29 protein-coding genes and 1 other RNA gene are annotated in these 25,261 nt (G+C 70.2%); 17 read left to right on the plus strand and 13 right to left on the minus strand.

Annotation, left to right across the window (positions count from 1 at the left end; genetic code table 11):
- Window positions 1-46 precede the first annotated feature (46 nt).
- The 3 genes from FV218_RS06315 (at window position 47) to FV218_RS06325 (ending at window position 2,578) form a co-directional block, all read left to right on the plus strand.
- Complete coding sequence (locus tag FV218_RS06315) at window positions 47-1,255, plus strand: divergent polysaccharide deacetylase family protein (RefSeq protein ID WP_147709097.1); 1,209 nt, start codon at window positions 47-49, stop codon at window positions 1,253-1,255.
- A 67-nt stretch (window positions 1,256-1,322) separates the two neighbouring features.
- Window positions 1,323-1,880 (plus strand): RNA pyrophosphohydrolase, encoded by a 558-nt coding sequence (locus FV218_RS06320; RefSeq protein WP_147709098.1) that lies wholly within the window; start codon window positions 1,323-1,325, stop codon window positions 1,878-1,880.
- Window positions 1,881-1,921: 41 nt separating this feature from the next.
- Window positions 1,922-2,578 (plus strand): DUF2939 domain-containing protein, encoded by a 657-nt coding sequence (locus tag FV218_RS06325; protein ID WP_147709099.1) that lies wholly within the window; start codon window positions 1,922-1,924, stop codon window positions 2,576-2,578.
- On the opposite strand, the gene FV218_RS06330 is transcribed toward FV218_RS06325, so the two are convergent.
- The 3 genes from FV218_RS06330 to FV218_RS06340 form a co-directional block, all read right to left on the minus strand.
- Window positions 2,575-3,654, minus strand: coding sequence for an ROK family protein (locus FV218_RS06330; RefSeq protein WP_147709100.1), 1,080 nt, complete (start codon window positions 3,652-3,654; stop codon window positions 2,575-2,577). The genes FV218_RS06325 and FV218_RS06330 overlap by 4 nt on opposite strands.
- Window positions 3,655-3,795: 141 nt before the next feature.
- Window positions 3,796-4,158, minus strand: a complete 363-nt coding sequence (locus FV218_RS06335; RefSeq protein ID WP_056087048.1) for a hypothetical protein — start codon at window positions 4,156-4,158, stop codon at window positions 3,796-3,798.
- Window positions 4,159-4,182: 24 nt separating this feature from the next.
- A complete protein-coding gene (locus tag FV218_RS06340) occupies window positions 4,183-4,626 on the minus strand; it encodes a response regulator (RefSeq protein WP_147709101.1) in 444 nt (147 codons plus the stop codon).
- Between the two features lie 168 nt (window positions 4,627-4,794).
- Here FV218_RS06340 and FV218_RS06345 point away from each other — a divergent pair, with 168 nt between their 5' ends.
- The 10 genes from FV218_RS06345 (at window position 4,795) to FV218_RS06390 (ending at window position 13,001) form a co-directional block, all read left to right on the plus strand.
- On the plus strand, window positions 4,795-5,463 hold the full coding sequence (locus FV218_RS06345) for a YoaK family protein (RefSeq protein WP_147709102.1): 669 nt from the start codon (window positions 4,795-4,797) through the stop codon (window positions 5,461-5,463).
- 52 nt (window positions 5,464-5,515) lie between these two features.
- Complete coding sequence (locus FV218_RS06350; protein WP_147709103.1) at window positions 5,516-6,523, plus strand: WD40 repeat domain-containing protein; 1,008 nt, start codon at window positions 5,516-5,518, stop codon at window positions 6,521-6,523.
- On the plus strand, window positions 6,489-6,797 hold the full coding sequence (locus tag FV218_RS06355; protein ID WP_246685015.1) for a hypothetical protein: 309 nt from the start codon (window positions 6,489-6,491) through the stop codon (window positions 6,795-6,797). The genes FV218_RS06350 and FV218_RS06355 overlap by 35 nt, the downstream gene beginning before the upstream one ends.
- Window positions 6,798-6,972: 175 nt before the next feature.
- On the plus strand, window positions 6,973-7,176 hold the full coding sequence (gene rpmI / locus FV218_RS06360) for a 50S ribosomal protein L35 (RefSeq protein ID WP_018044555.1): 204 nt from the start codon (window positions 6,973-6,975) through the stop codon (window positions 7,174-7,176).
- 48 nt (window positions 7,177-7,224) lie between these two features.
- Entirely contained in the window at window positions 7,225-7,599 is a 375-nt protein-coding gene (gene rplT, locus FV218_RS06365; RefSeq protein WP_147709105.1) for a 50S ribosomal protein L20, read from the plus strand.
- Window positions 7,600-7,810: 211 nt separating this feature from the next.
- Window positions 7,811-8,893 carry a phenylalanine--tRNA ligase subunit alpha gene (pheS, locus tag FV218_RS06370; RefSeq protein WP_147709106.1) on the plus strand — a complete coding sequence of 361 codons (1,083 nt, stop codon included), beginning with the start codon at window positions 7,811-7,813 and terminating at the stop codon, window positions 8,891-8,893.
- A gap of 9 nt (window positions 8,894-8,902) precedes the next feature.
- Complete coding sequence (locus tag FV218_RS06375) at window positions 8,903-9,211, plus strand: hypothetical protein (RefSeq protein ID WP_147709107.1); 309 nt, start codon at window positions 8,903-8,905, stop codon at window positions 9,209-9,211.
- The gene (locus FV218_RS06380) at window positions 9,211-9,696 is read left to right on the plus strand and encodes a hypothetical protein (protein ID WP_147709108.1); all 486 of its coding nucleotides are present in this window, start codon (window positions 9,211-9,213) and stop codon (window positions 9,694-9,696) included. The genes FV218_RS06375 and FV218_RS06380 overlap by 1 nt, the downstream gene beginning before the upstream one ends.
- A gap of 18 nt (window positions 9,697-9,714) precedes the next feature.
- Window positions 9,715-12,138 carry a phenylalanine--tRNA ligase subunit beta gene (pheT, locus tag FV218_RS06385; RefSeq protein ID WP_147709109.1) on the plus strand — a complete coding sequence of 808 codons (2,424 nt, stop codon included), beginning with the start codon at window positions 9,715-9,717 and terminating at the stop codon, window positions 12,136-12,138.
- A 23-nt stretch (window positions 12,139-12,161) separates the two neighbouring features.
- The gene (locus tag FV218_RS06390) at window positions 12,162-13,001 is read left to right on the plus strand and encodes a DUF1186 domain-containing protein (RefSeq protein ID WP_147709110.1); all 840 of its coding nucleotides are present in this window, start codon (window positions 12,162-12,164) and stop codon (window positions 12,999-13,001) included.
- A gap of 4 nt (window positions 13,002-13,005) precedes the next feature.
- Here the strand turns inward: FV218_RS06390 and moeB are convergent, their stop codons facing one another.
- Window positions 13,006-13,779 (minus strand): molybdopterin-synthase adenylyltransferase MoeB, encoded by a 774-nt coding sequence (gene moeB, locus FV218_RS06395; protein ID WP_056087023.1) that lies wholly within the window; start codon window positions 13,777-13,779, stop codon window positions 13,006-13,008.
- A gap of 107 nt (window positions 13,780-13,886) precedes the next feature.
- Here moeB and dapE point away from each other — a divergent pair, with 107 nt between their 5' ends.
- Window positions 13,887-15,080, plus strand: a complete 1,194-nt coding sequence (gene dapE / locus FV218_RS06400; protein ID WP_147709111.1) for a succinyl-diaminopimelate desuccinylase — start codon at window positions 13,887-13,889, stop codon at window positions 15,078-15,080.
- Here the strand turns inward: dapE and truA are convergent.
- The 4 genes from truA to recR form a co-directional block, all read right to left on the minus strand.
- Window positions 15,044-15,844, minus strand: a complete 801-nt coding sequence (truA, locus tag FV218_RS06405) for a tRNA pseudouridine(38-40) synthase TruA (protein ID WP_147709112.1) — start codon at window positions 15,842-15,844, stop codon at window positions 15,044-15,046. The genes dapE and truA overlap by 37 nt on opposite strands.
- Complete coding sequence (gene fmt / locus FV218_RS06410; RefSeq protein WP_147709113.1) at window positions 15,844-16,776, minus strand: methionyl-tRNA formyltransferase; 933 nt, start codon at window positions 16,774-16,776, stop codon at window positions 15,844-15,846. Before fmt ends, truA begins: the two co-directional genes overlap by 1 nt.
- 22 nt (window positions 16,777-16,798) lie before the next feature.
- Window positions 16,799-17,314: a peptide deformylase gene (locus FV218_RS06415; RefSeq protein ID WP_147709114.1), complete on the minus strand. Its 516-nt coding sequence runs from the start codon at window positions 17,312-17,314 to the stop codon at window positions 16,799-16,801.
- 99 nt (window positions 17,315-17,413) lie between these two features.
- A complete protein-coding gene (gene recR / locus FV218_RS06420; protein ID WP_056087008.1) occupies window positions 17,414-18,019 on the minus strand; it encodes a recombination mediator RecR in 606 nt (201 codons plus the stop codon).
- 354 nt (window positions 18,020-18,373) lie between these two features.
- Here recR and FV218_RS06425 point away from each other — a divergent pair, with 354 nt between their 5' ends.
- Window positions 18,374-19,993 carry a phosphoenolpyruvate carboxykinase gene (locus tag FV218_RS06425; RefSeq protein ID WP_147709115.1) on the plus strand — a complete coding sequence of 540 codons (1,620 nt, stop codon included), beginning with the start codon at window positions 18,374-18,376 and terminating at the stop codon, window positions 19,991-19,993.
- Window positions 19,994-20,041: 48 nt separating this feature from the next.
- On the opposite strand, the gene FV218_RS06430 is transcribed toward FV218_RS06425, so the two are convergent.
- From FV218_RS06430 to ffs, 3 genes are all read right to left on the minus strand, one after another.
- Window positions 20,042-20,362 carry a YbaB/EbfC family nucleoid-associated protein gene (locus FV218_RS06430; RefSeq protein ID WP_147709116.1) on the minus strand — a complete coding sequence of 107 codons (321 nt, stop codon included), beginning with the start codon at window positions 20,360-20,362 and terminating at the stop codon, window positions 20,042-20,044.
- A gap of 62 nt (window positions 20,363-20,424) precedes the next feature.
- A complete protein-coding gene (locus FV218_RS06435; RefSeq protein WP_147709117.1) occupies window positions 20,425-22,308 on the minus strand; it encodes a DNA polymerase III subunit gamma/tau in 1,884 nt (627 codons plus the stop codon).
- A 65-nt stretch (window positions 22,309-22,373) separates the two neighbouring features.
- Window positions 22,374-22,470: signal recognition particle sRNA small type (gene ffs, locus FV218_RS06440), an RNA gene on the minus strand.
- Window positions 22,471-22,593: 123 nt separating this feature from the next.
- Here ffs and FV218_RS06445 point away from each other — a divergent pair.
- Window positions 22,594-23,028, plus strand: coding sequence for a DUF5991 domain-containing protein (locus tag FV218_RS06445; RefSeq protein ID WP_147709118.1), 435 nt, complete (start codon window positions 22,594-22,596; stop codon window positions 23,026-23,028).
- A 30-nt stretch (window positions 23,029-23,058) separates the two neighbouring features.
- On the opposite strand, the gene FV218_RS06450 is transcribed toward FV218_RS06445, so the two are convergent.
- The gene (locus FV218_RS06450; RefSeq protein WP_147709119.1) at window positions 23,059-23,322 is read right to left on the minus strand and encodes a PepSY domain-containing protein; all 264 of its coding nucleotides are present in this window, start codon (window positions 23,320-23,322) and stop codon (window positions 23,059-23,061) included.
- A gap of 155 nt (window positions 23,323-23,477) precedes the next feature.
- On the opposite strand from FV218_RS06450, the gene FV218_RS06455 reads away from it, so the two are divergent.
- A complete protein-coding gene (locus tag FV218_RS06455; protein WP_147709120.1) occupies window positions 23,478-25,013 on the plus strand; it encodes a YifB family Mg chelatase-like AAA ATPase in 1,536 nt (511 codons plus the stop codon).
- 1 nt (window position 25,014) lies between these two features.
- Here FV218_RS06455 and FV218_RS06460 read toward each other — a convergent pair.
- Window positions 25,015-25,261 (minus strand): cupin domain-containing protein (locus FV218_RS06460; protein WP_147709121.1); only part of this gene is annotated, 247 nt, incomplete at its 5' end.

Genomic DNA, 25,261 nt, shown 5'->3' on the forward strand with positions numbered 1-25,261 from the left:
TTCGGGACGCGGCCCCCGATCTCGCCCCCACCCTTGAGGGAAGCGGCTGAGCTTGGCCTCCGACGACATCCTGACCCGGCCGCTCGGCGCAAAGCCCACTTCCGGTGAGCGGGTTCGAGCGCTGGCCGCCCTGCGTCCGACGCCCAGGATGACGGTGGGTCTGCTGGTCCTCGGCGTCGTCGCAGGCGTCAGCATCCTCGTCGCCACGGGCGATCCGCAGGGGGGCGAGCCCGTGGCCATCGCCACCATCGCCTTGCGGGAACCGTCGCCCGCGCCGGTGGCCGCGATCCCGGCACCCGAAAAACCCGTCGCGGCCCAGCGTTCGGCCGATGCGGTCGAGACCGCGTCCGGCGTCACCGTCGTGCGGGCCGGAGGCGGCAACGCACCGAGCGAGGCGGTGGTGATCCGTGTCCCCGATGCCGCGCCCGTGAAGCTGGCCTCCGCCCCCGATCCCCGCCTGGTCGAGCGCGGGCGCCATGGCGCCATCCCCCGCCTCGGCGAGGGCCGGGTCCGCGCCCTCGACATCTATGCCCGGCCCGATCCCGGTCTCACCGGCCCCCGCATCGCCATCCTGGTGTCGGGCCTCGGCATCGGCCAATCCGCCACCGCCAGCGCCATCACCCGGCTGCCGCCCGAGGTCAGCCTCGCCTTCGCCCCCTATGGCGGCGACCTCGAGCGCACCGTCGCCCGCGCCCGCGAGGCCGGGCACGAGGCCCTGCTCCAGGCGCCGATGGAGCCGTTCGACTATCCCGACAGCGATCCGGGACCGCAGACCCTGCTCACCACCGCCCGGACCCCGGAGAACATCGACCGCCTCGCCTGGGCCATGAGCCGGTTTTCGGGTTTCATCGGCATCGTCAACTACATGGGTGCCAAGCTGACCAGCGATGCCGCCGCCTTCGAGCCGGTCCTGCGCGAGGTCGCCGCGCGGGGGCTCGGCTACGTCGACGACGGCACCTCGCCGCGGTCCCTCGCCGCCCCCCTCGGCGCCAAGGCTCGGGTACCCACGGCCCGGGCCGAGATCGTCCTCGACGCACTGCCCCGGCCCGAGGCCATCGACCGCGAACTCGCCCGGGCCGAGGCGCAGGCGCGCACCAAGGGGTTCGTCCTCGTCTCGGCCACCGCCCTGCCGATGACCATCGACCGGATCGCGCGCTGGTCGCGGGACTTGGAAGCGCGTGGAGTCCGCCTCGTCCCCGTGAGCGTCGCCCTGCGCGGCGCGGCCGGCACCCGCCTCACCAGCGCCACGCCCTGACGGTGCGTCGGACGAATTGTCACGCGGTGCCGCCATCGTGCGTTGCGGCACGGCGACGGCCTGCCCTATGGTCGCGCCGATGACAGCCTCTCCGAACGACACCGGCCTCGACCTGCCGTACCGCGCCTGCGTCGGCATCACGTTGATCGCCCGCACCGGCCTCGTGTTCATCGGGCGGCGCCGCGCCGATGCCGGCCCGGAGCATGTCGCCGATGGGCGTGCCTGGCAGATGCCGCAGGGGGGAATCGATCCCGGCGAGGCGCCGCAGGACGCGGCCCTGCGCGAACTCTACGAGGAAACCAACGTCGCGCCCGGCTCCGTCCGGCTGCTCGCCGAAGCCCCCGACTGGCTCACCTACGATCTTCCGCCCGACGTGATGAAGCAGGCCTGGAAGGGCCGCTACCGCGGGCAGACCCAGAAGTGGTTCGCGTTCGGCTTCCTCGGCGAAGACAGCGAGATCGATGTGGCCGCGCCCGGCGGGGGTGCCCACCCCTCCGAGTTCGACGCCTGGCGCTGGGAGCCCATGGGCGGACTGCCGGACCTCATCGTGCCGTTCAAGCGGCCGGTCTACGAAGGCGTCGTCGCGGCGTTCGGCGGCCTGACCGACTGGTGTGTCCCGGCGTGAGCCCCGCCACTCCTCCGGCTCGCGCCTAAGGTCGCCCGCCCATGCGCTGGTGGTCGATTCCCGTCGTGCTGGCGCTCGCCTGGTTCGTGTTCACCCTGACGCCGTTCTGGGCGCTCTACGACCTCGCCCGCGCGGTGCAGGCGCACGATGCGGCCTATGTCGAACGCCACGTCAATTTCCGCACCCTGCGGCTCTCGGTGATCCGGCAGGTGGCCGCCGCCGCCCAGGCACGCGGCGACACGGACGGCACAGAACCGCGCGAGCGCCAGCGTGTCACCGACGCCCTCGTGGCCCTGGCGATCCCCATTGCTGAATCTCTGGTGACGCCCCGGACGGTGGTCGACCTGCTCGACGACGGCTGGCCGCAATCCATCGACCTCGGACCGCCCGAGGCCGGCTCGGGCGAAGCGCCCCCCGTCACCCCGTCCGATGTCGCACCCTCGGAACGCCGCGAGTCCGGGAAGCCCGGACTGCACGTCGAGAACCTGCATCGGCTCGTGCCGTTCTATCTCTCCTCCCAGATGCGCGGCTTTCGCACGGTGGTAATTCCGGTGCCGCCCGAAGCGACGCGGGCTCGACAGTTCCGCCTGCGCCTGCGCCTGCGCGGGTGGACGTGGCGGCTCGTCGACATCGAACTGCCCGAGGACCTGCGGGGGCGGATCGCCCAGAAGCTCGCCCGGGCGGGCCGCGGCCGCTAGGCGCCGACGTCGTCCGCGCTCCGGTTGGTGAAGCGGGCGTTGCCGAGCCCGGTGCCGATGGTGAGGATGCCCCAGCGGGTCAGGTCGGTCCGGTGGGGTACCTCGCTCAGGCCCTGCACGACGGCGTCGTTGTGCATCACCACCATGGTGGCGTGTCCGCCGACCCGGGGGATCGCCGCGACGAGGCGCTCGGCGAGGTTGAAATGGTCGGCTTCCCAGTTGCCGGGGAGGTTCTGGCCGCCGCGGTCGATGGTCCCGTCGGCCGCGATCACGCCCGGGCAGCCGATGCCGATGAAGGGCGCCAGGGCGAGGTTGGCCCGCTCGGCCCGGCGGATCAGGTCCGTCAGCATGGCGATGAGCCGGTCCACGGCCGCGTCGCGGCTGGGGGCCGGGTCCTCGTCGCAATGACGCCAGATCTCCGAGCGCCAGACGGCGCTGCGGGACAGGTCGGGCGCCTTGCGCAGGTTCGTCACCACCACGCCCGCACGGATATTGCTGCCGCCGATATCGACGGCGAGGAGGCTGTCGTAGCCCGAAAAGATCCAGGCCGGCGCTAGGTGAACCGAGCCGATGAGGCCGGCTTCGTCGGGATGGTGACGGATCGGCTCCAGGGTCAGGTCGAGACCGCCCGCCCGCAGGATCACGCCCGCCCGGGCGATGGCGAGGTGGCCGACGCGGCTGTCGCTGAAGCCGCCGCCCACTACGAGGCCTTCCGTGTCGCGCCATCCCTTCTGGCGCAGGAAGCGACGGACCACGCCGGCGAGTTCCTGGGCGAAGTCCTCGATGGCGCTGAAGATCAGGCCGGAGGTCAGGGGATCGGTCCCCTCGAGGGCCCGGTCGAGGGCCTTCTTGCTGAGCTCGGCGCTCGGCTTGTCGCCGAACGGATCGGGCCCGACCTTGCGCAGGGTCTCCCGCCATCTCTCCAGGATCTCGCGAAACGCCTTCTTCGAGACCTTGTCACCGACGAACCCGTCGTCGGCTTTCAATTCGCTGTTGTAGTCGTCGACGATCACGGAGGGGAGCCGGTTGGCGGCATGCGCGATGCCCGCCTCGCGGGTGAGGATGTCCGTGGCCATACGATGCGCTGTCCTTGGAATTGTGCGGTCGCCCGTCAACGCGCCATCCGACGGATCGGACCATGGCGCAAGGAGCGTGCGTGGCGCGGTCGTCGCGCCCCGGCCGCCGCACGGGACGCGACGGCCGGTGGGCGTCGGTGATCAGTTCGCCTTCGGCGCGGCGGCCTCGGCCGGGGGCGCCTTCGGCTCGCGGGTCTCGAGGACCTCCTCGGCCTTGTCCTCGTCGGTGTCGCCGCCGCGCTCGATGGTCTTTGCCGGATTGGCGGCCAGCGTCTTGACGATCTCGACGAGGCGCTCGCACTCGGAGCCGAACTGGTAGGTCTCCAGGACGATGGCCGCGTCGCGCAGGGTGCGCAGGTCGCGCACGGTCTGCTTGTTGGCGGCCTCGCGCAGCTGACTCTTGGCGGCGATGGCCTCCTCGAGCTTGGCCGCCTTCACGTCGCACGCGGAAGCGGCGCCCGTGCAGACGGTCAGGAGGGCGAGGGCGGCGAGGAGGTTGCGCATGGGGCGGGGTCCGGGGGCTGGCGCTCAGGCGTGGTGGTCGGGCGAGCGCAGGATGTCGTTGGCCAGGGCCACGAGGGCGCTGAGGCGATAGGGCTTGGGCACGAACACCGAGTCCGTCACGGCATCGCCATGGGCGAGGTGGCCGCGTCCGCCCGAGGTATAGACCACGGGCAGGTCGGGGCGAACCCGCCGCGCGCGGTGGGCCAGGGCGATGCCGTTCGTGTTGCGGGCCAGATCGATATCGGTGAAGAGCAGATCGACATGCTCACGGGCCAGGATGCCCTCCGCTTCGTCCGCGTCGGAGGCGGTGAGAACGCGATAGCCTTCCTCCAGGAGCGCCTCGGCGGCAAGTTCGCAGACCATGATCTCGTCCTCGACGACGAGCACGGTCTCGGAGATGCCGCAGGAGCCGAAGGTGGGCAGGGTGAAGGCGGGCAAGGCAAGGGCGGCGCAGGCGAACGGGATCATGACGCAACTCCTACTCACCCGGCGGGGGACGCGCGGTCCCGTGCCGGATCACCCAACCAACGGACCGCGGCGGCGCGATGTTCGAGTGCGTTCACTCCAATTGCGCGGACTTGGTATTCAAAGCTTTAACCTTGCCGGCCCGGTGGTGAACGCGAAGGGACGGTACCCGTGACGCGGCCCTGGCATCTCGGCTTCGGCCTGATCCTCACGGCGCTCGCCGGATACGTCGATGCCCTCGGCTTCATCCGGCTCGGCGGCCTCTACACCTCGTTCATGAGCGGCAACACCACCCAGTTCGCCGTGGCCCTCGGGCACGGCCAGCCCCACCTCGCCCTGTTGCCGGCCCTGCTCATCGTCGCCTTCCTCCTCGGGGGGATCTGCGGCGGCGCCCTGTCGGCCCTGACCCCTGCGCGCTGGAGCACGCCGGTGATCCTCGGCTTCGAGGCGGCCATCATCGCCGCCGCCTTCGAGGCCGGTGTGGCCGCGCCGGATTCGGGGCTCGCATCCCTCATGCTGGCGCTCGCCATGGGCGCGCAGAATGCCGTCCTGTCCCACGTCCAGGGCTTTCGCGCCGGGACCACCTTCGTCACCGGCGCCCTGTTCAGCTTCGGCCAGAAGCTCGCTTTGGCCCTCGCCCGGCGCGGGGCCCGCTACGCCTGGGTCGGAGACGGGGTTGTGTGGTTCGCCCTCCTCGTCGGGTCCCTCGCCGGAACGGTCGCCTACGGGCGCCTGGCGTTGTATGCCCTGGCCATTCCCGCCGGCATCGCCGGTATCCTGGCGCTCGTCGCCACGATCCTGACGGCGCGGCGCGCGTTCTTCGGCGCGCCCGCCCTGTGAGGCCCGTGGCCCCCGCGCCCATCGAAACCGTGTGACGAGAGATTCCCGCCGGATGGCCGAGACCGCCCCCTCCCTCCTCGATCACGTCACCCCCATCGCGGCCGGGGCCCACGTCACTGCCGCCGTGTGGCTGAAGGACACCCTGGCCCTGGCGCTCGGCGACGGCGCCGTTCTCCTCGCCGGCCGGGGCGAGGTCCGCCGAATCGAATCACACCCGGACGGCGCCATCCTGGTCGCCGCCGGCGATGGACGCCGGATCGTCACCGGGGGGGACGACGGCCGCGTGGTGGCGACTTCGCCCGACGGGGATGCCGTCGAAGTGGCCGTCGCCAAAGGCGGGGCCTGGATCGATGCGCTCGCCCTCCATCCCGACGGCGCCATCGCGTACGGCGCCGGCCGCAACGTCGTGGCCCGCGACGCCAAGGGCCGCGAGAAGGTGTTCGCCGCGCCGTCCACGGCCCGCGGCCTCTCCTTCGCCCCGAAGGGGTATCGCCTCGCCGTCTCGCACTACAACGGCGCCACCCTGTGGTACCCGAACCTCGAAACCGCGCCCGACTTCGTCGAGTGGAAGGGCTCGCATATCGACGTGACCTGGTCGCCGGACGGCCGCTTCGTCGTCACGACGATGCAGGAGAACGCCCTGCATGGCTGGCGCCTCCAGCCCGACCGGGGCCACATGCGGATGTCGGGCTATCCCGGCAAGGTCCGCTCCGTGGCGTGGTCCGGCGACGGCGACTGGCTCGCCACGGGGGGGGCGGAAGCCGCCATCATCTGGCCGTTCGATTCCAAGGAAGGCCCCACCGGCAAGGCCCCGCGCGAGTGCGGCGTGCGCCCGGCCCGGGTCTCGCGGGTGGCGTTCCACCCGAAGGCCCTCGTGCTCGCCATCGGCTACGAGGACGGCTGCATCCTGCTCGTGCGTTTCGCCGACGGCTCCGAACTCCTGGTACGCCCGGCCGTGAAGGGCAGCGGGGTCACGGCGCTCGCCTGGGACGCGCGCGGCGCCCGCCTCGGCTTCGGCTGCGCCGATGGCGCCGCCGGCCTCCTCACCCTTCCGGGCTGACGGGGTGGCCCTGTTCGGATTTGGGCGCCGGCCGCTGCCGGCCGACGGGGCGGTGCGGGAGGCCATCCTCGCCTGGGCGCGCGCGGCCGCCGGCCTCGGCGCGGACGGCGTGGTCAAGGTCAACGAGATCGTCTGCGCCGATCCGGCCTGTCCCGGCATGGAGACGATTCTTTTGCTCATGCCCCCCGGGCGGCCGACCCGGGCCGTGAAGATCACCAGACCCATGGCGGAGGTGACGGAAAGCGACGTGGTCCGGGCCCTCGCGCGGGATTGACGATCCCGTGCAGGATTGAAACCGCGTCGCTTTTCTGTCATACGCCGCCTCGCGTTGAACCGCCCGGCCGATCGGGCTGCCGTGGCGGTTCGTGCTGCTCCATCAGAAGCATCAACCGAGCGCATGACCTTCGATCCCACCCGGATCGGAGTGCGTGCGCGTTCAGGAGAGCCAAATGCCCAAGCTGAAAACCAAGTCGGGCGCGAAGAAGCGCTTCAAGATCACCGGCACCGGTAAGGTCATGTACGCCCAGGCCGGCAAGCGCCACGGGATGATCAAGCGGACGACGAAGCAGATCCGCAACCTGCGCGGCACCACCACCCTGTTCGAGGGCGATGCCGCCAACGTGAAGAAGTATTTTTTGCCGAACAGCCGGTAAGCCTTCTTTCACCCGCCGAACTGCTTTTTCTGATCCAGGAGACTCCATATGGCCCGCGTCAAGCGCGGCGTGACCAGTCACGCGAAGCACAAGAAAGTCCTCAAGGCCGCCCGTGGTTATTACGGTCGCCGCAAGAATACGATCCGGATCGCCAAGCAGGCGGTCGAGAAGGGCATGCAGTATGCCTACCGCGATCGTAAGAACAAGAAGCGCACGTTCCGCGCCCTCTGGATCCAGCGCCTCAACGCCGCCGTCCGCGAGCATGGCCTGACCTATTCGCGCTTCATCAACGCGCTCGCCAAGTCCGGCATCGAGGTCGACCGCAAGGCCCTGTCCGAGCTCGCCATCCACGAGCCGGCGACCTTCGCCGCCGTGGTCGAGAAGGCCAAGGCCTCCCTGCAGGACGTCGCCAAGGCAGCCTGAGCCAGCCGTTCGGCCCTCGGGTCGGAATCCTACGGACAAGGCGCGGCCCCGCATGGGCGCCGCGCCTTTCTGTTTTTCCAGTCGTTTTCCTGACATGGGCCCGGTCTTTTCCGAGGGGCGACGGCTTGCCAAGGCGGCCCCGACCCGCAAAACCCCCGCCCATGACCGCCTGACCCTCACGGGGTCGCGCCGCAGCCGGTGAGTTGAACCGATGACCGATCTCGACACCCTCGAAGGCGATCTTCTCGCAGAAGTCGCGGCCGCGTCCGACGAGGCTTCCCTCGACGCCGTGCGCGTGGCGGCGCTCGGCAAGAAGGGTTCGGTCTCCGAACTGCTCAAGACCCTGGGCGCCATGACGCCCGACGAGCGCAAGGCGCGCGGTCCCCTCATCAACGGCCTCCGCGATCGAGTGCAGGGCGCGCTGTCCACCCGCCGCGAAGCCCTCGCCGAGGCCGCCCTCACCGCACGCCTGTCCGCCGAGCGCATCGACGTGACCCTGCCCGTGCGCGAGGCGCCGGAGGCACGCGGGCGCATCCACCCCATCAGCCAGGTCATGGACGAGATCGCGGCGATCTTCGCCGATATGGGCTTTTCCGTCGCCGAAGGTCCGGACATCGAGACCGACGACTACAACTTCACGGCCCTCAACTTTCCGCCCGGCCACCCGGCGCGCGAAATGCACGACACCTTCTTCCTGGCCCCCGACCGCAACGGCCAGCGCAAGGTGCTGCGCACCCACACCTCACCGGTGCAGATCCGCACCATGCGCGCCCAGCAGCCGCCGATCCGGGTGATCTGCCCGGGCCGGACCTACCGCCATGATTCCGACCAGACCCACACGCCGATGTTCCATCAGGTCGAGGGCCTCGTCATCGACAAGACGGCCAACATCGCCAACCTGAAGTGGGTGCTGGAGGAGTTCTGCCGGACCTTCTTCGAGGTCGAGGCCGTGAAGATGCGCTTCCGCCCGTCGTTCTTCCCCTTCACCGAACCCTCGGCGGAGGTGGACATCCAGTGCTCGCGAAAAGGCGGCGAGATCCGCTTCGGCGAGGGCACCGACTGGCTCGAAATTCTCGGCTGCGGCATGGTCCACCCGAACGTCCTGCGGAATTGCGGCCTCGATCCCGACAGCGTCCAGGGCTTCGCCTTCGGCATGGGCATCGACCGCATCGCCATGCTCAAATACGGCATGCCGGACCTGCGCCCGTTCTTCGAGGCCGACGTGCGCTGGCTCGACCATTACGGCTTCCGGCCGCTGGATATCCCGAGCTTGGTGGCTGGATTGACTGGGTAGGAGGCAGGAATGACCGGGGACGAAATTCATCGGATCGCCAACGAGGTTCTTCGCGAAACGCTCGGTCCCCATGGCTTCGCCCATGCCGAGGTTCGGCCTGCACCGGATTTCGACGGCGAGCCTTCGCTCTACGTGACGGCGCATTTCAAGCCGCAGGCTGGTGTAACCAACGGAGAGGCTTCCACGCGTGCACTGTCATCTTTGCGCAAGCGACTCCTCGACAAGGGCGAGGAGCGGTTTCCGTATATTCGCTACGATTACCCCGATGACGAAGTGCTGAGCGACGATCCCTCGGACGAGATTTCGGACCAGCACTGATGCCGAGACTCGGAAATCCGCTCGTCTATGATCTGATTGAGACATCCCGCGCGCTTGCGAACACGCGCGGACGTGTGAGTCTGCGTAAAGCAGCCATGCGCAGGGCCATCAGCGGGTCCTACTACGCAGTCTTCCATGCACTCTGCTTCGTCTGTGCGAGCGAACTGATCGGATGGAGCCAGGAGAATGCGGTGCTGGAGCCCATCTATCGACTTCTCGATCATGGAACGGCAAAGAAACGTCTTAACAGTCGGGACGCGAACCTGATCGGCTCATCGGTGACCGATATCGGCAATAATTTCCTGAGTTTGCAGGAAGCCCGAAATGCCGCCGACTATTCGCCGCCGGCTCTGATGGTCCGCCACGACGAGACGTTGCGCCTGATCGAACTTGCGGAACGGACGGTGACGGTGATCGAATCCCTCCCGACGCTCGACCGCAAGAAGCTTGCGGTTCTCCTGATCGCCAGAACCCGGCCGCTCTAGGGCCGAAGAGTCGTACCCATGAAATTCACCCTCTCCTGGCTCAAGGATCACCTCGACGCCGAGGCCTCCCTCGACACCATCTCCGAGACGCTGACGCGCATCGGCCTCGAGGTCGAGGGCATCGAGGACAAGGCGGCGAGCCTGAAGGCCTACGTGGTCGCCCACGTGCTCACGGCCGAGCAGCACCCGAACGCCGATCGCCTGCGCGTCTGCTCCGTCGATGCCGGCGACGGACAGCCCGTACAGGTGGTCTGCGGGGCGCCGAACGCCCGGGCCGGCATGAAGACGGTGTTCGCCCCGCCCGGCACCTACGTGCCCGGCAAGGCCATCACCCTGTCGGTCGGTACCATTCGCGGCGTCGAGAGCCGGGGCATGCTGTGCTCGGGGGCCGAACTCGGCCTCGGCGACGATCACGACGGCATCCTCGATCTGCCGGAGGACGCGCCGACGGGCCAGCCCTACGCCGTCTATGCCGGCCTCGACGATCCGATCATCGAGATCAACCTGACGCCCAACCGCGCCGACTGCACCTCGATCCACGGTATCGCCCGCGATCTCGCCGCCACCGGCCTCGGTGGCCTCAAGCACAAGGCCCAGCCGCCCGTGCGCGGGGAGGGGGCCTGTCCGGTGACCGTCACCCTCGACTTCGAGCCGGCCGATCGCGGCCTGTGCCCATACTTCACCCTGCGCCGCGTCACCGGCGTCCGGAACGGTCCGTCGCCGGACTGGATGCAGGCGCGCCTGCGCGCCATCGGCCTGCGCCCGATCAACGCCCTCGTCGACATCACCAACTACCTGACCTTCGACCGGGGCCGGCCCCTGCACGTCTTCGACGCCGCCAAGGTGGTGGGCGGCCTCATCGTGCGCCGTGCCCGCGACGGCGAGGAACTCAAGGCGCTCGACGGCAAGACCTACGCCCTCACCGACGACACCGTCGTCATCGCCGACGGCAACGGCGTGGAATCCATCGGCGGCATCATCGGCGGCGAAGCCTCCGGCTGCGATGCCGGCACCGTAGACGTTCTCATCGAATCCGCCCTGTGGGACCCGGTGAACATCGCCCAGAGCGGGCGGCGCCTCGGGATCATCACCGATGCGCGCTACCGCTTCGAGCGCGGCGTCGATCCGGCCTTCACCCTGCCGGGCCTCGATCTCGCCACCCGCCTCGTCCTCGAGATCTGCGGCGGCACCCCGAGCCAGCCCGTCATCGTCGGTGAGCCGCCCGAGACCGAGCGGGTCATCGATTTCCCCTGGACAGAGACCCGGCGTCTGGCCGGTCTCGAACTGTCGCGGGCCGAGATGAAGGTGACCCTGGAGGCGTTGGGCTTTCACGTCGCCGGCAGCGGCGACCGGGTGAAGGTGCTCACCCCGTCCTGGCGCGCCGATGTCGAGGGCAAGGCCGACCTCGTCGAGGAGATCATCCGCATCGCCGGCCTCGATCGCATCGAGCCGAAGCCCCTCCCGCGCATCGAGGCCCAGGTCGGCAAGCCCGTGCTGACGGTGATCCAGAAGCGCACGCGCCTCGCCAAGCGGGCGCTGGCAGCGCGCGGCCTCGTCGAGGCGGTGACGTGGTCGTTCATTCCCCACGACGACGCGGTGCTGTTCGGCGGCGGCCGGGCGGATCTCGTTCTCGCCAATCCCATCGCGGCGGATCTGTCCGACATGCGCCCGAGCCTCGTGCCCGGCCTCCTGCGCGCCGCCCAGCGCAACGCCGACCGCGGTCTCGCCGATGCGGCCCTGTTCGAGGTCGGGCAGTGCTTCGAGAGCGACCAGCCCGAGGGCCAGACCATCCGTGCCACGGCGATCCGGCGGGCCACCGCCGGCCATCTCGGCGGCGGACGTCATTGGGATGGTGCCGCCGCTCCGGTGGATGCGTTTGACGCCAAGGCCGACGCCCTGGCACTGCTCGCCGCCTTCGGCATCCCCACGGGCGGCCTGCAGGTGGTGGCCGGCGGTCCGGACTGGCTGCATCCCGGCCGCTCCGGCACCCTGCAGTTCGGGCCGAAGAATCCCGTCGGGTATTTCGGCGAGATCCACCCGCGCGTGATGAAGGCTCTGGACCTCAAGGGGCAGATCGTCGCCTTCGAGATCACCCTCGACGGCGTACCCCTGCCGAAGTACCGGCCGACGAAAGTGAAGCCGGCCCTGGCGCTCTCCGACTTCCAGCCCGTCTCGCGGGACTTCGCCTTCGTGGTGCCCCGCGACGTGGCGGCGGGCGAGGTGGTGAAGGCGGCGCAGGCGGCCGAGCGCAAGCTCATCGCCGGCATCGACGTGTTCGACATCTACGAGGGCGTCGGCATTCCGGAGGGCTCGAAGTCCGTGGCCATCGCCGTGCGCCTCCAGCCCGTCGAGCGCACCCTGACGGATGCGGAGATCGAGGCGGTGACGGCCAAGATCGTCGCCGAGGTCGGCCGCAAGACCGGCGCGACCCTGCGCGCCTGATCCTGGAACAACGGAGCCCCGCCATGATCGACCCCACCCTCGTCGAGGCCCTCTCGGCGGCCGAGTACCTCCCGGCCGCCGAACTTCGCAAGGCCGTCGCGGCGCCGGACTCCATCGCCGACGAGGTCCTGCGCGTGCTGGCCGGGCCCGTGGACGGCGCCGAAGTGTCGGAGGCCGACGCCAACCTGTTATTCTACGGCCTGCACGTTCTCGCCGCCGCCCGCGACACCCGCGCGTTCGCCCCCCTGGTGCGCCTGCTGCATCAGGACGGCGATACCCTCGACGCCCTCCTGGGCGACGCGGTGACGATCACGCTCGCCCGCATCCTCGTCAGCGTCTTCGACGGGGACGCGGCCCCGCTCCACACGCTCCTCCTCGACAGCACCCTCGACGATTTCGTGCGGAACGAAGCCTTCGCGGCCCTGACCTTCCTGACCCAGACCGGTCGCGTCGACCGGCAGGCGACCCACGACCTCCTCGTGCGCTTCGACGACAAGCGGGTGGCCGTCGAGGGCGATATCGGCTGGGTCGGGTGGGAGGAGACCATCGCGCTGCTGGGGTTTCGCGATCTGGCGCCCCGCTCCGCGGCCGCGCGCAAGGACGGGCGCCTCACCGACGAGTTCAGCGACGCGCCGTGGTTCCGCACCACCCTGCGCCAGGCCGAGGCCAAGCCCGACGACCTCGCCCGCTTCGATCCGCGCCGCTACGGCACCATCGACGATCCCGTCGCAGATCTCGCCTGGACGGCGGAGGATGCGGGCCAGCCCGTGCGCAATCCATTCAAGGATGTCGGGCGCAACGATCCGTGCCCGTGCGGCAGCGGCAAGAAGTTCAAGAAGTGCTGCCTCGACAAGGCGGCGTGACGACTCACGTTGTTCCGCTCAACGGGTTCGCATCGTCCCAGGCGTAGCCGAGGGTTTCGAACCGCATGGAGCGGGCGTCGACCATGAGCAGGCGCCCGACCAGGGGCTCGCCGAAATCCGTCACCGCGCGGATCACCTCCAGAGCCATGAGCGAGCCCATGATGCCGGCAAGTGCGCCCAGGACCCCGGCCTCGGCGCAGGCCGGCACGGAACCGGGCGGCGGCGGACTCGGGAACAGGCAGCGATAGGTCGGGTTCGGACGCCCGTCCGGCCCGGTCTCGTGCGCCCGGATGGTGGTGAGCGAGCCGTCGAACTGGCCCAGCGCCGCCGTCACCAGGGGGCGCCGGGCGTGGAAGCACGCGTCCGAAACGGCGTAGCGCGTGGCGAAATTGTCCGAGCCGTCGGCAACGAGGTCGTAGCGGGCGATGAGATCGCCGGCATTCTCCGCCGTCAACCGAAAGGGATGCGCCGCGAACGCGACGTGCGGGTTGAGCCGGGCGACGGCGTCGGCCGCGCTCTCGACTTTCGGCCGGCCGAGATCCGGCGTGCCGTGGATCACCTGCCGCTGGAGGTTCGACAGGGACACGGTATCGTCGTCGACGACCCCGATGGTGCCGATGCCGGCGGCCGCCAGATACTGGATCAGGGGCGCGCCGAGCCCGCCGGCCCCGACCACGAGGATGCGCGCCGCCTTGAGGCGGGCTTGGCCCGGTCCGCCGACCTCGCGCAGGACGAGGTGGCGGGCGTAGCGTTCGACTTCATCGGATGACAGGGCCATGACCGGGAGATAAACCCCGCGACCCGCCACCGGAAGCCCCGTGATTTGCGCGCTCTGCGGACCGCGCCTATGGCCGTGGAGACCTGATCCCGCCGCGAGCTTGGCCCGTGCCCGATTCCCTCGACCGTTCACCGCTCGGCCTGGCCCAGGCCCTGATCCGCTGCCCGTCCGTGACGCCGGAGGAGGGCGGCGCCCTCGACTGGCTCGGCGGCGTGCTGGAGGGGGCCGGTTTCACGGTCCACCGGCCGCGCTTTTCCGAATCCGGGACGCCCGACATCGACAACCTCTATGCCCGCATCGGCACCGGGACCCCCTACCTGCTGTTTGCCGGCCACACCGACGTGGTGCCGACGGGGGAGGTCGCAGCCTGGCGCCACGGGCCATTCGCCGGGACGGTGGCCGACGGCATCCTCTACGGGCGCGGTGCCGTCGACATGAAGGGCGGCATCGCCTGCATGCTCGCCGCCGCCCTCGACTACCTCGACGCCGTCGGCCCCGCCTTTTCCGGCTCCCTCGGCTTCCTCATCACCGGCGACGAGGAGGGGCCGGCCATCAACGGCACGGTGAAGCTGTTGGACTGGGCGCGGGCACGCGGCGAGCGCTTCGACCATTGCCTGCTCGGCGAGCCGACCAACCCGGAACGCCTCGGCGACATGATCAAGATCGGCCGACGCGGGTCGCTCACGGGCAAGCTCACGGTCCATGGCCGACAGGGGCATGTCGCCTACCCCCACCGGGCGGAGAACCCGATTCCCGGGATGCTGCGCCTCGCGGGCGCGCTGCTGGCCGCGCCGCTCGATGGCGGCACCCGGCACTTCGACGCCTCGAACCTCGAATTCACCACCCTCGACGTCGGCAACCCGGCCACCAACGTCATCCCGGCGGAGGCGCGGGCGACCTTCAACGTCCGCTTCAACGAGGGCTGGACGGCCGAGACGCTTGGCGCCGAAATCCGCGACCGTCTGGAGCGGGCCGCCGGCAACGCCGTGCGCTACAGCCTCGACCTGCAGCCCTCGAACTCCCCCGCCTTCCTCACGGAACCCGACGCCTTCACCGACCTCGTCTCCGCCGCCATCGAGACGGAGACCGGCCGGGTGCCGAAACTCTCGACCACGGGCGGCACCTCGGACGCCCGCTTCATCAAGGACGCCTGCCCGGTCATCGAGTTCGGCCTCGTCGGCGAAACCATGCACCAGACCGACGAGTGTGTGGCCGTGGCCGACCTGAACCGGCTGACCGCGATCTACACGCGGGTGATCGCGGCTTACTTCGACTCGGCAACCCGAGGGCTGTCTCCGTAAGACTCTACTGCCCCCGGGTAATCCACTCCCACCAGCGTCAATCCACACGACGGCGCCAGTGGCCCGCAGCGGCTGCGGTCGCGGCTCGCCAGGATGTCGGCGACGTCGTCGGCCGTGATCTTGCCGGAGCCCGCCAGCACGAGGGTGCCGACCAATCCCCGGACCTGGTGGTGCAGGAACGAGCGTGCGGAGGCCGCCACCACGATTTCCTCGAAATGGCCCATGGGCTGCAGCGCGACGTCGAGCTGCTCCAGGGTGCGGATCGGGCTCTTCGCCTGGCACTCGGCGGCGCGGAAGGCGGTGAAGTCGTGGCAGCCCAGCAACGGGCGGGCGGCCGCCTGCATCAGGCCGACATCGAGGGGCCACGGCACCTGCCAGACCTGTCCGCGGGTCAGGGCCGCCGGGCTGCGCCGGGCGAGGATGCGGTAGCGATAGTGCCGCCGGAAAGCGGAATGGCGGGCGTTGAACGCCGGCGCGACGATCTCGGCACTAAGGATCGAGACCGGGTGCGGGCGCAGATGCGCGTTGACGGCGTCGCGCACCACGTCCGTCCGCCACGCCTTGGCGAGGTCGAGATGCGCGACCTGATGCGTGGCGTGGACCCCCGTATCGGTGCGGCCCGCGCAGGTGAGCCCGGCGGTCTCGCCGGAAAAGCGCGTCACCGCCGTCTCGATGGCACCTTGCACGGAGGGTTGGGCGGTCTGGCGCTGCCAGCCGCAGAAGGGGGTGCCGTCGTACTCGATGACGAGCTTGTAGCGCGGCATCAGGCGTTGAGGAATGCGCCGGGCGCCAAGCGCGCGCCCCGCAGGAACTCCGGCCCGTCGGCCGCACCGCCCTTGCCGGCGCGGCGCAGGGCCGTGAGGCGGACGGCGCCCGTCCCGCAGGCGAGGGTGCAGGCCCCGTCGAGGATGGTGCCGGGGGCGCCTGCGCCGTCCGTCGCGATGGCGCCCAGGACCTTCACGCGCTCGATGCCCTTGCCGAGATCGACTTCGAAGAAGGCACCGGGGAAGGGCGCCAGTCCGTTGATGTGGTTGGCGACTTCGTCGGCCGGACGGGTCCAGTCGATCCGCGCCTCGGCGTTGGTGATCTTGTGCGCGTAGGCGACGCCCTCGCCGGCTTGCGGCGTGAACGTCAGGCCGCCGCGCTCCAGTTCGGCGAGGGCTCGCGCCATCAGGTCGGCGCCGAGCGGCATCAGGGCGTCGTGCAGGGCGCCGGCGCTCATGCCGGGCGCGATCGGCAGGCGCGCCTCCAGGGCCACCGGGCCGGTGTCGAGGCCGGCTTCCATCCGCATCACGCCGACACCGCTTTCCGCGTCGCCCGCCATCACGGCGCGCTGGATCGGAGCGGCGCCGCGCCAGCGCGGTAGCAGGGAGCCGTGCAGGTTGAGGCAGCCGTGACGCGGCAGGTCGAGGATCGCCTGCGGCAGGAGCATCCCATAGGCCACCACCACGGCGACATCGGCCGCGTGCGACCGGAAGGCCGCGACGGCCTCCGGCGTCTTCAAGGTCGCGGGCGTCAGCACCGGCGCGCCGAGGCTCTCGGCCATCACCTGGACGGGTGAGGCCTTCAGGGCCATGCCGCGCCCGGCCTTCGCCGGCGCGCGGGTGTAGACGGCGACGATGGCATGGCCGTCGGCGTGGAGGCGCGCCAGCGTCGGCACGGCAAAATCCGGCGTGCCCATGAACACGACGCGCATCGAAGACTTCCTTGGGATGAGACTACGCGGCGTCGCGCTTGGCCGCCTTGGCGAATTTCTTCACCACCCGGTCGCGCTTCAGCTTCGACAGGTGGTCGATGAACAGCACGCCGTCGAGATGATCGATCTCGTGCTGGATGCAGGTGGCGAGCAGCCCGTCGGCCTCGATCTCCTGGGTCTTACCCTCGAGATCGCGAAACCGCACGCGAACCCGGTCGGGCCGCTCGACCTCGCCGTAATATTCCGGGATCGACAGGCAGCCCTCGTCGTAGACCCGCTTCTCGTCCGAGCCCCAGACGATCTCGGGGTCGAGGAAGATCTGCGGCCGGCGGTCGTCCTCGTCCTTCGAGGTGTCGATGGTGACGACGCGCTTCGCCACCCCGATCTGGATCGCCGCGAGGCCGACGCCGGGGGCGTCGTACATGGTCTCCAGCATGTCGGCGACGAGGGTGCGGATCGCGTCCGTCACGGGGCCGACGGGCTCGGAGACCTTGCGCAGGATCGGGTCGGGCAGGATGACGAGGGGACGAATGGTCATGGGATACGGACTTGGGCTGTCGGGCGCGGCGGCGCCCCGATCCATCGCAGATAAGGTTGTGCCGATGAGCGGTCAAATGACCGGTCCGGCCGACCGGGGTCAGAACGGCGTGCGGCTGCGGATGGCGGCCGTGAGCGTGCCTTCGTCGAGATAGTCGAGTTCGCCGCCCACCGGCACGCCATGGGCGAGGCGGGTGATCTTCAACCCGAGGCTTTTCAGCGATTCGGTGACGTAATGCGCCGTGGTCTGGCCATCGACGGTGGCGTTGAGCGCCAGGATGATCTCGCGCATGGCCGGGTCGGCGGCCCGGGCCACGAGGCTGTCGAGGTTGAGGTGCTCGGGGCGCACGCCATCGAGCGCCGAGAGCACGCCGCCCAGCACGTGGTAGCGGGCGCTCACCGCGCCCGAGCGCTCCAGGGCCCAGAGGTCGGACACGTCCTCCACGACCACGAGGGTCGACGGATCGCGGCCCTCGTCGCGGCAGATGGTGCAGGGCTCGGCGGTATCGACGTTGCCGCAGGCGCTGCAAACGACGATGCGCTCGGAGGCCACCCGCATGGCGTCGGCCAGGGGGGCGAGCAGGGTCTCGCGCTTCTTGATCAGCTGCAGCGCCGCCCGGCGGGCCGAACGGGGGCCGAGGCCCGGCATGCGGGCGAGGAGCTGGATCAGGCGCTCGATCTCGGGACCGGCGACGGCTTGGGGCATGGACGGTCCGTCTGGGCTCGTGCGGCCGGCTCGAGGCCGCCGCGGGGTTCGTGCCGGATAGCGGGTGAAGCGTCCCCGGCGAAAGCGGCGATCACCGTTACATAGGGTCGCCCGCCTCCGGTTTCGCCCCCGCGCACCCGCAGCGGGGTGGGAGGGCCAAACCTCAAATTTCTTTTTCCATTGTCGCAAACGTGATTTGTCGGCAAGATTTGAGCAACCGAGCACAATCGGTGCTCGTGGGCGGTGCCTCATGGGACGGCGAACCTGCGCGCGGCGGACCTGAACGACCGCGCGGACGTCCCAGACAACGAGTTCGGCCCGGCGGAGCGATCAGGTGCCCGAGGAGGAACGCGCATGACCAATATCGGACTTTTCAACTCGGGCCACGGCGCCGAAGCCATCGGCTTTCGCCAGTTGAAGGCGGTGCACTGGAATCTCGAGGCCCCGCGGCTCTACGAGGAAGCCCTGCGCCGGAGTGAGGCCGAACTCGCGCGGGGCGGCGCCCTGGTGGCGACCACCGGCAGCCATACCGGGCGTTCGCCCAAGGACAAGTTCGTAGTGCGGGACGCCGACACCGAAGACCAAGTCTGGTGGGAGAACAACGGGGCGATCACGGCCGAGCAGTTCGAGACCCTGTTCCAGGATTTTCTCGGCCATGCCGAGTGCCGCGAGCTGTTCGCCCAGGACCTCCACGGCGGCGCCGATCCGTGCCACCGGGTGAAGGCCCGGGTGTTCACGGAACTCGCCTGGCATTCGCTGTTCATCCGCAACCTGCTGATCCGGCCCGAGCGCGAGACCCTGTCCGATTTCGTGCCGGAGCTGACGATCATCGACCTGCCGAGCTTCGAGGCCGAGCCGCACCGCCACGGCTGCCGCTCGAAGACGGTCATCGCCATCGATTTTTCCCGCCGCATCGTCCTCATCGGCGGGTCGGCCTATGCCGGTGAGATGAAGAAGTCGGTCTTCACCTACCTCAACTACCGCCTGCCCAAGGTCGGCGTGATGCCGATGCACTGCTCGGCCAACGCCGCCCTCGACGAGGCCGGCCAGTCGGCCCTGTTCTTCGGCCTGTCGGGCACGGGCAAGACCACCCTCTCTAACGACTCCTCGCGCATGCTGCTCGGTGACGACGAGCACGGCTGGAGCCCGGACGGGATCTTCAACTTCGAGGGTGGCTGCTACGCCAAGACCATCCGCCTCTCGCGCAACGCCGAACCGGAGATCTACGCCACCACCGAGCGCTTCGGCACGGTGATGGAGAACGTGGTCATCGACCCCGAGACCCGGGTGCCGGATTTCGACGACGCCTCGCGCACGGAGAACACCCGCTGCGCCTATCCCCTCGACTTCATCGCCAACGCGAGCAGCACGGGGCGGGCGGCGCACCCGAAGACCATCGTCATGCTCACCTGCGACGCTTTCGGGGTGATGCCGCCCATCGCCCGGCTCACGGGGGCGGAAGCGATGTACCATTTCCTGTCGGGCTACACCGCCAAGGTGGCCGGCACGGAGCGCGGCCTGACGGCGCCCGAGGCGACGTTCTCCACCTGTTTCGGGGCACCGTTCATGCCCCGGCACCCGAGCGTCTACGGCAACCTCCTGCGCGACCTCATCGCGAAGCACGAGGTCGATTGCTGGCTCGTCAACACCGGCTGGACCGGGGGCGGCGTCGGCACCGGACGGCGCATGCCGATCCGCGTCACCCGCCGCCTGCTCACGGCGGCTTTGGACGGCTCCTTGTCCGAGGTCGAGTTCCGGCGCGATCCGTATTTCGGCTTCCAGGTGCCGGTCTCGGTACCGGGCGTGGAGCCGCACGTCCTCTCGCCGGTTCAGACCTGGGCCAACAAGGCGGCCTTCGCCGAGACGGCGACGCGCCTCGTCGCCATGTTCCAGGAGAACTTCAAGCGCTTCGCCGCGCACGTCGACGCCGACGTGCGTGCGGCCGAGCCGTCCGCGCAGGCCATCGCGGCCTGATCTTTTGTCAGGGGAGGCGGCCTCCTGGCCGCCTCTTACGCGCGAATCCTAAAAAAGCTTCAGGCCGGGCGGCAGGGGCAGGCCCTTGGTCAGTTCGCCCATCCGCTCGGCGGCGACCTGCTCGGCCTTGCCGCGGGCATCGTTCATGGCGGCGACGATGAGGTCTTCCAGAATCTCGCGCTCGTCCGGGTTCATCATGGCGGGATCGAGCTGCACGCCCTTCACCTGCCCCTTGGCCGTCATCGTCACCCACACGGCCCCGCCGCCGGAGGCGCCCGAGACCTCGACGGTGTCGAGTTCGCCCTGCAGGGCGGCCATCTTCTCCTGCATGGCCTGGGCCTGCTTCATCATGCCCATGAGGTCGCGCATCGTTGGGATTCCTTGGCTGGAGGGCTGTCTCTGCCTGATCTGGGGACGGGTCGATGGCGGCGCTATGCCTCGCCGTCGGTCTCGTCGGTCTCGGCCTCGCCCGTGGGCGGCGCGTCCGCCGTGACCTCGGGCGCACGGTCGCGCACATCGACGATCTGGGCGCCGGGGAAGCCGGCCATCACCGCGCGCACGAGGGGGTGGGCGGCGGCGTTCTGGTGCCGGGTTTCCGTGGCGGCGCGCGCCGTGGCGTCGAGGGTCGGTTCGCCGGTCTCCTTCGACAGGGCGACGATCCAGCGCCGGCCCGTCCAGGCATCGAGGGCCCTGGCCAGATCGTTGGCGATGGTCTGGCGGCCTCCCTCCGCCAGGCGGAACTCGATGCGGCCCTCCTCGAAGCGCACGAGATGGACCTCGCGCTCCAGGGCCATCTTCAGGCCGATGTCGCGCTTGGTGTCGGCGAGGGCGACGACATCGGAGAAGCGCGTGAGGCGCGGCCCCTCGGGCTCCGGCGCCACCGCCGGGGCGATGGACGCCGCCGGGGACGGCGCGACCATGGTCAGGGCGGGACGGGTGCCACCGCCGCCCGCCGCCAGGGCGAGGGCCGGGCGCGGCGGCGCCTCGGACGAGAAGGTCGGGATCGGCGGCAGGGCCGGGCGCCCCTGCGCCGTCACCGGCGTGGCACCGGATGGCGCGTCCGTCGGGGCGCGGGCGGGCGCCGCCAGGGCCTCGCCGCGCATCTGTCGCAGGGCCTCGTCGGGGGTCGGCAGGTCCGCCGCATAGGCGAGGCGCACCAGCGCCATCTCGGCGGCGGCCAGGGGCCGCGTCGCCGTCTGGACCTCGGGAATCGCCTTCAGCAGGATCTGCCACGCCCGCGACAGCACCCGCACGGAAAGTTTTCGCGAGAAATCACCGCCGCGCGAACGCTCGGCTTCGCTCAGGGTCGGGTCGGCGGCGGCCTCCTCCGGCACCAGCTTCAGGCGGGTGACGAGGTGGGTGAAGCTCGCGAGATCGGACAGGATCACGGCCGGGTCGGCGCCGGCTTCGTACTGGCCACGCACCTCGGCAAAGCTCGCCGGGATGTCGCCGCGCATCACCGCCTCGAACAGGTCGACGATCCGGCCCCGGTCGGCGAGGCCGAGCATGTCGCGCACGCCCTGGGCGCTGACGTGTCCGGCCCCGTGCGCGATGGCCTGATCGAGGAGGGAGAGGGCGTCGCGCACTGAGCCTTCCGCCGCCCGCGTGATGGCGGAGAGCGCCTCGAAATCGGCCTCGACGCTCTCGGCCGCACAGATCCTGGCGAGGTGCGAGACCAGGGTGTCGGCCTCGACGCGGCGCAGGTCGAACCGCTGGCAGCGCGACAGGATCGTCACCGGGACTTTTCGGATTTCCGTCGTCGCGAACACGAACTTGGCGTGGGGCGGGGGCTCCTCGAGGGTCTTCAGGAAGGCGTTGAACGCCTTCTCTGAGAGCATGTGAACCTCGTCGACGATGTAGACCTTGTAGCGCGCCGAGACCGGCGAATAGCGGATGCCGTCGATGATCCCGCGCACGTCGTCGATGCCCGTATGCGAGGCGGCATCCATCTCCAGCACGTCCATGTGCCGGGATTCCATGATCGCCTGGCAGTGGCGGCCGAGCTCCGGCATGGCGATGGTGGGACCGGTATCGGGGTGCCCGTCGCGGACGTAGTTGAGGCCGCGCGCCAGGATGCGGGCCGTGGTGGTCTTGCCGACGCCGCGCACGCCCGTCAGCATCCAGGCTTGCGGGATGCGGTTGGCCGCGAACGCGTTGGCCAGGGTGCGCACCATGGCGCCCTGGCCGATGAGGTCGTCGAAATTCTGGGGGCGGTACTTGCGGGCGAGCACCCGGTAGGGCGTCGCGGCCGCTTGCGGCTCGGGAAAACCCGGGAGGCCGGGGGCGTCGCTCGGAGTGCCGGAGGTCGCGTCCATGCCGCCTTGCGTGGGTTGGCACCGCCCTGGTCGGAGGGATGCCGCCACGCGGGCTACAGATCGAAGGTGGGAGGCTGGACGAAGACCCGCTCGGTCTCGTTAGGGCTGCTTCCTTCCGGACCTGACCCGGTTGGCGAGTGAAACGTCCCTCGCCAACCTCCCGTGCGCTATATGGCCGGGGCCGGCGGCGGATGCAAGCGGCCGGATCGAAGCAACCGCGAGGGAGAGCGAAGGATGGTTTCGTCCCACACACGATGGGCTCGTGCGGGCCGGGTTCGCGCGGCCATGGCCGTCCCGGCCTGCCTTTTCGCGATGTCGGCGGCCTTCGCCACCCCGGCATCGGCGCCGTCCTGGGCCGGCACCTACACCTTCGCGCACGATGCGGGCCGGACCACGGGAGGCTCGGCCATCGTCGTCGTCTACCGCCTCGATATCGTGCCGGGTCGGGGAAACCGCGACTGCCTGCTGCGGATCGAGGGGTTCCAAACGAATGAAACCATCGTGTGCAAGCTTCGGGGTGACGCGCGGTCGGTTTCGGTGGATTTTCACACCTACGGCGACGGGCGGATCGTCAACGCCTACGGAACGAAGCTGTATGAGATCGGGGCGCCGCTCTTCAGCCTGGAGCGGAGCGGCGCCCTCTTGACCCGGTGGCAGGCGCTGGCCCCGGAGGGCGTCGGCGCGGGCACATCGGCCGTCGCGTTCCAGCGGCAGCGGTGATCCCAATGCGGAAAACCGCTGCCGATCGTCCTACTCGGCCTTGCGCTTGACGATGGCGAAGGTCTTGGGATCGAGCTTCAGGTCGAACTGCTTGCCGTTGGCGTCGATGGCGTCGTCCACCTCGATCTCGTCGTCCTCGACCTCGACCTTCTTCCACTTGGTGAAGCCGGCTTCCTTCAGCACGGCGTCGATCCGCGTCAGCTCCGCGGCGGTGGGCTCGCGGTCGGCGAAGGCGGAGCCGGTGAAGGCAAGGCCGAGGGCGAGGGCGGCGAAGCCGGTGGTCCTGAACGACATGGGGAACTCCTTCGAAATCGTTGGGGTGCGGTGCGAACGACGCGCCGTACGATTCTGTTCCCAATTCATCGGGCGTCCTTCACCCGCCGAGGTTGTCTCCCGTCCAGCTGCCGCCTAGGCTTGCACGCGGCAAGACATCCCGAGGGCGAAGAATCATGGTCACCCGCGTCGCCACCGTCGCCTTCGAGGGAATCGAGGCACGGGCCGTCGATGTCCAGGTGCAGATCGCGCCCGGCCTCGTGGCCTTCACGGTGGTGGGTCTCGCCGACAAGGCCGTGGGGGAATCGCGCGAACGGGTGCGCTCGGCCCTCATCGCCTCGGGGCTGGCCCTGCCGGCCAAGCGCATCACCGTGAACCTCGCCCTGGCCGACCTGCCCAAGGAAGGCTCGCATTACGACCTGCCCATCGCCCTCGCCGTCATGGCGGCCATCGGCGCCCTGCCGGCCGATGCCCTGGCCGGCTACTGCGTACTGGGGGAACTCGCCCTCGACGGCACCATCACGGCGGTGTCCGGCGTGCTGCCCGCCGCCATGGCGGCCAACGCACGCGGCCTCGGCCTGATCTGCCCGGCCGCCACCGGCCCCGAGGCGGCGTGGGCGGCGGGCGACATGGACGTGCTGGCGCCGCGCTCGCTGATCCAGCTCGCCAATCACTTCAAGGGCACCCAGGTCATGGCCCGGCCCGAACCCGCCATCGCCGCATCTGGCGGCCCCCTGCCGGATCTGCGCGACATCAAGGGCCAGGAAGGCGCCAAGCGCGCCCTGGAGATCGCCGCCAGCGGGGGACACAATCTGATCTTCAACGGCCCGCCCGGGGCCGGCAAGTCGATGCTGGCCGCGCGCCTGCCGTCGATCCTGCCGCCGCTGTCCCCGCGCGAACTCCTCGAAGTCTCGATGATCCAGTCGGTGGCCGGGGTCCTGAAGGACGGGGCCCTGTCGAACCGCCGGCCGTTCCGGCAGCCGCATCATTCCGCCTCCATGGCCGCCCTGGTGGGTGGCGGCCTCAACGCCCGGCCGGGCGAGGCGTCCCTCGCCCATGGGGGGGTGCTGTTCCTCGACGAGCTGCCGGAATTCACGCCGCAGGTGCTCGACTCCCTGCGCCAGCCCATGGAGACCGGGGAGATCATGATCGCCCGTGCCAATCACCGGGTGACGTACCCGGCCCGGTTCCAGCTCGTGGCGGCCATGAACCCGTGCCGGTGCGGCCAGGCCCTCGAGCCCGGCTATGCCTGCCGCAAGGGTCCGAACGAGCGCTGCGTCGCCCAGTACGGCGCGCGCATCTCCGGCCCGCTCCTCGACCGCATCGACCTGCGCATCGAGGTCGGGGCCGTCACCGCCGCCGACCTCATCCTGCCGCCCCCGGCGGAGGGCTCGGCCGAGACGGCGGCCCGGGTCGCCGCCGCCCGCGCCCTGCAGACGGCGCGCTACACGGCCGGCGATCTCGCCGCCGGCATCACCAACGCCACCTGTCCGGCGACGGTGATCGAGACGGTGGCCGCGCCCGACGCGGAGGGCGCGGCCCTGATCCGGAGTGCCGCCGAATCCATGCGCCTCTCGGCACGGGGCTTCCACCGCACCCTGCGGGTGGCGCGGACCCTCGCCGACCTCGACGGCGAGGCGACGGTGCGGCGGGTTCATCTCGCCGAGGCCCTGTCCTATCGCGGACGGGCCGAGCGGCCGGTGGCGGCCTGACTCAGCGCCCGTAGATGTCCTCGACGCGGATGATGTCGTCCTCGCCGGTGTAGGAGCCGACCTGCACCTCGATGAGTTCGAGGGCGATCTTGCCCGGGTTGGTGAGGCGGTGCATCGAGCTGATGGGCAGGTAGACCGCCTCGTTCTCGTGGACGAGCACCACCCGTTCGTCGACGGTGACCTCGGCGGTGCCGCGCACCACCACCCAGTGCTCCGCCCGGTGGTAGTGCTTCTGGAGCGAGAGCCGG

The sequence above is a fragment of the Methylobacterium sp. WL69 genome (assembly GCF_008039485.1).
Lineage (GTDB): Bacteria > Pseudomonadota > Alphaproteobacteria > Rhizobiales > Beijerinckiaceae > Methylobacterium.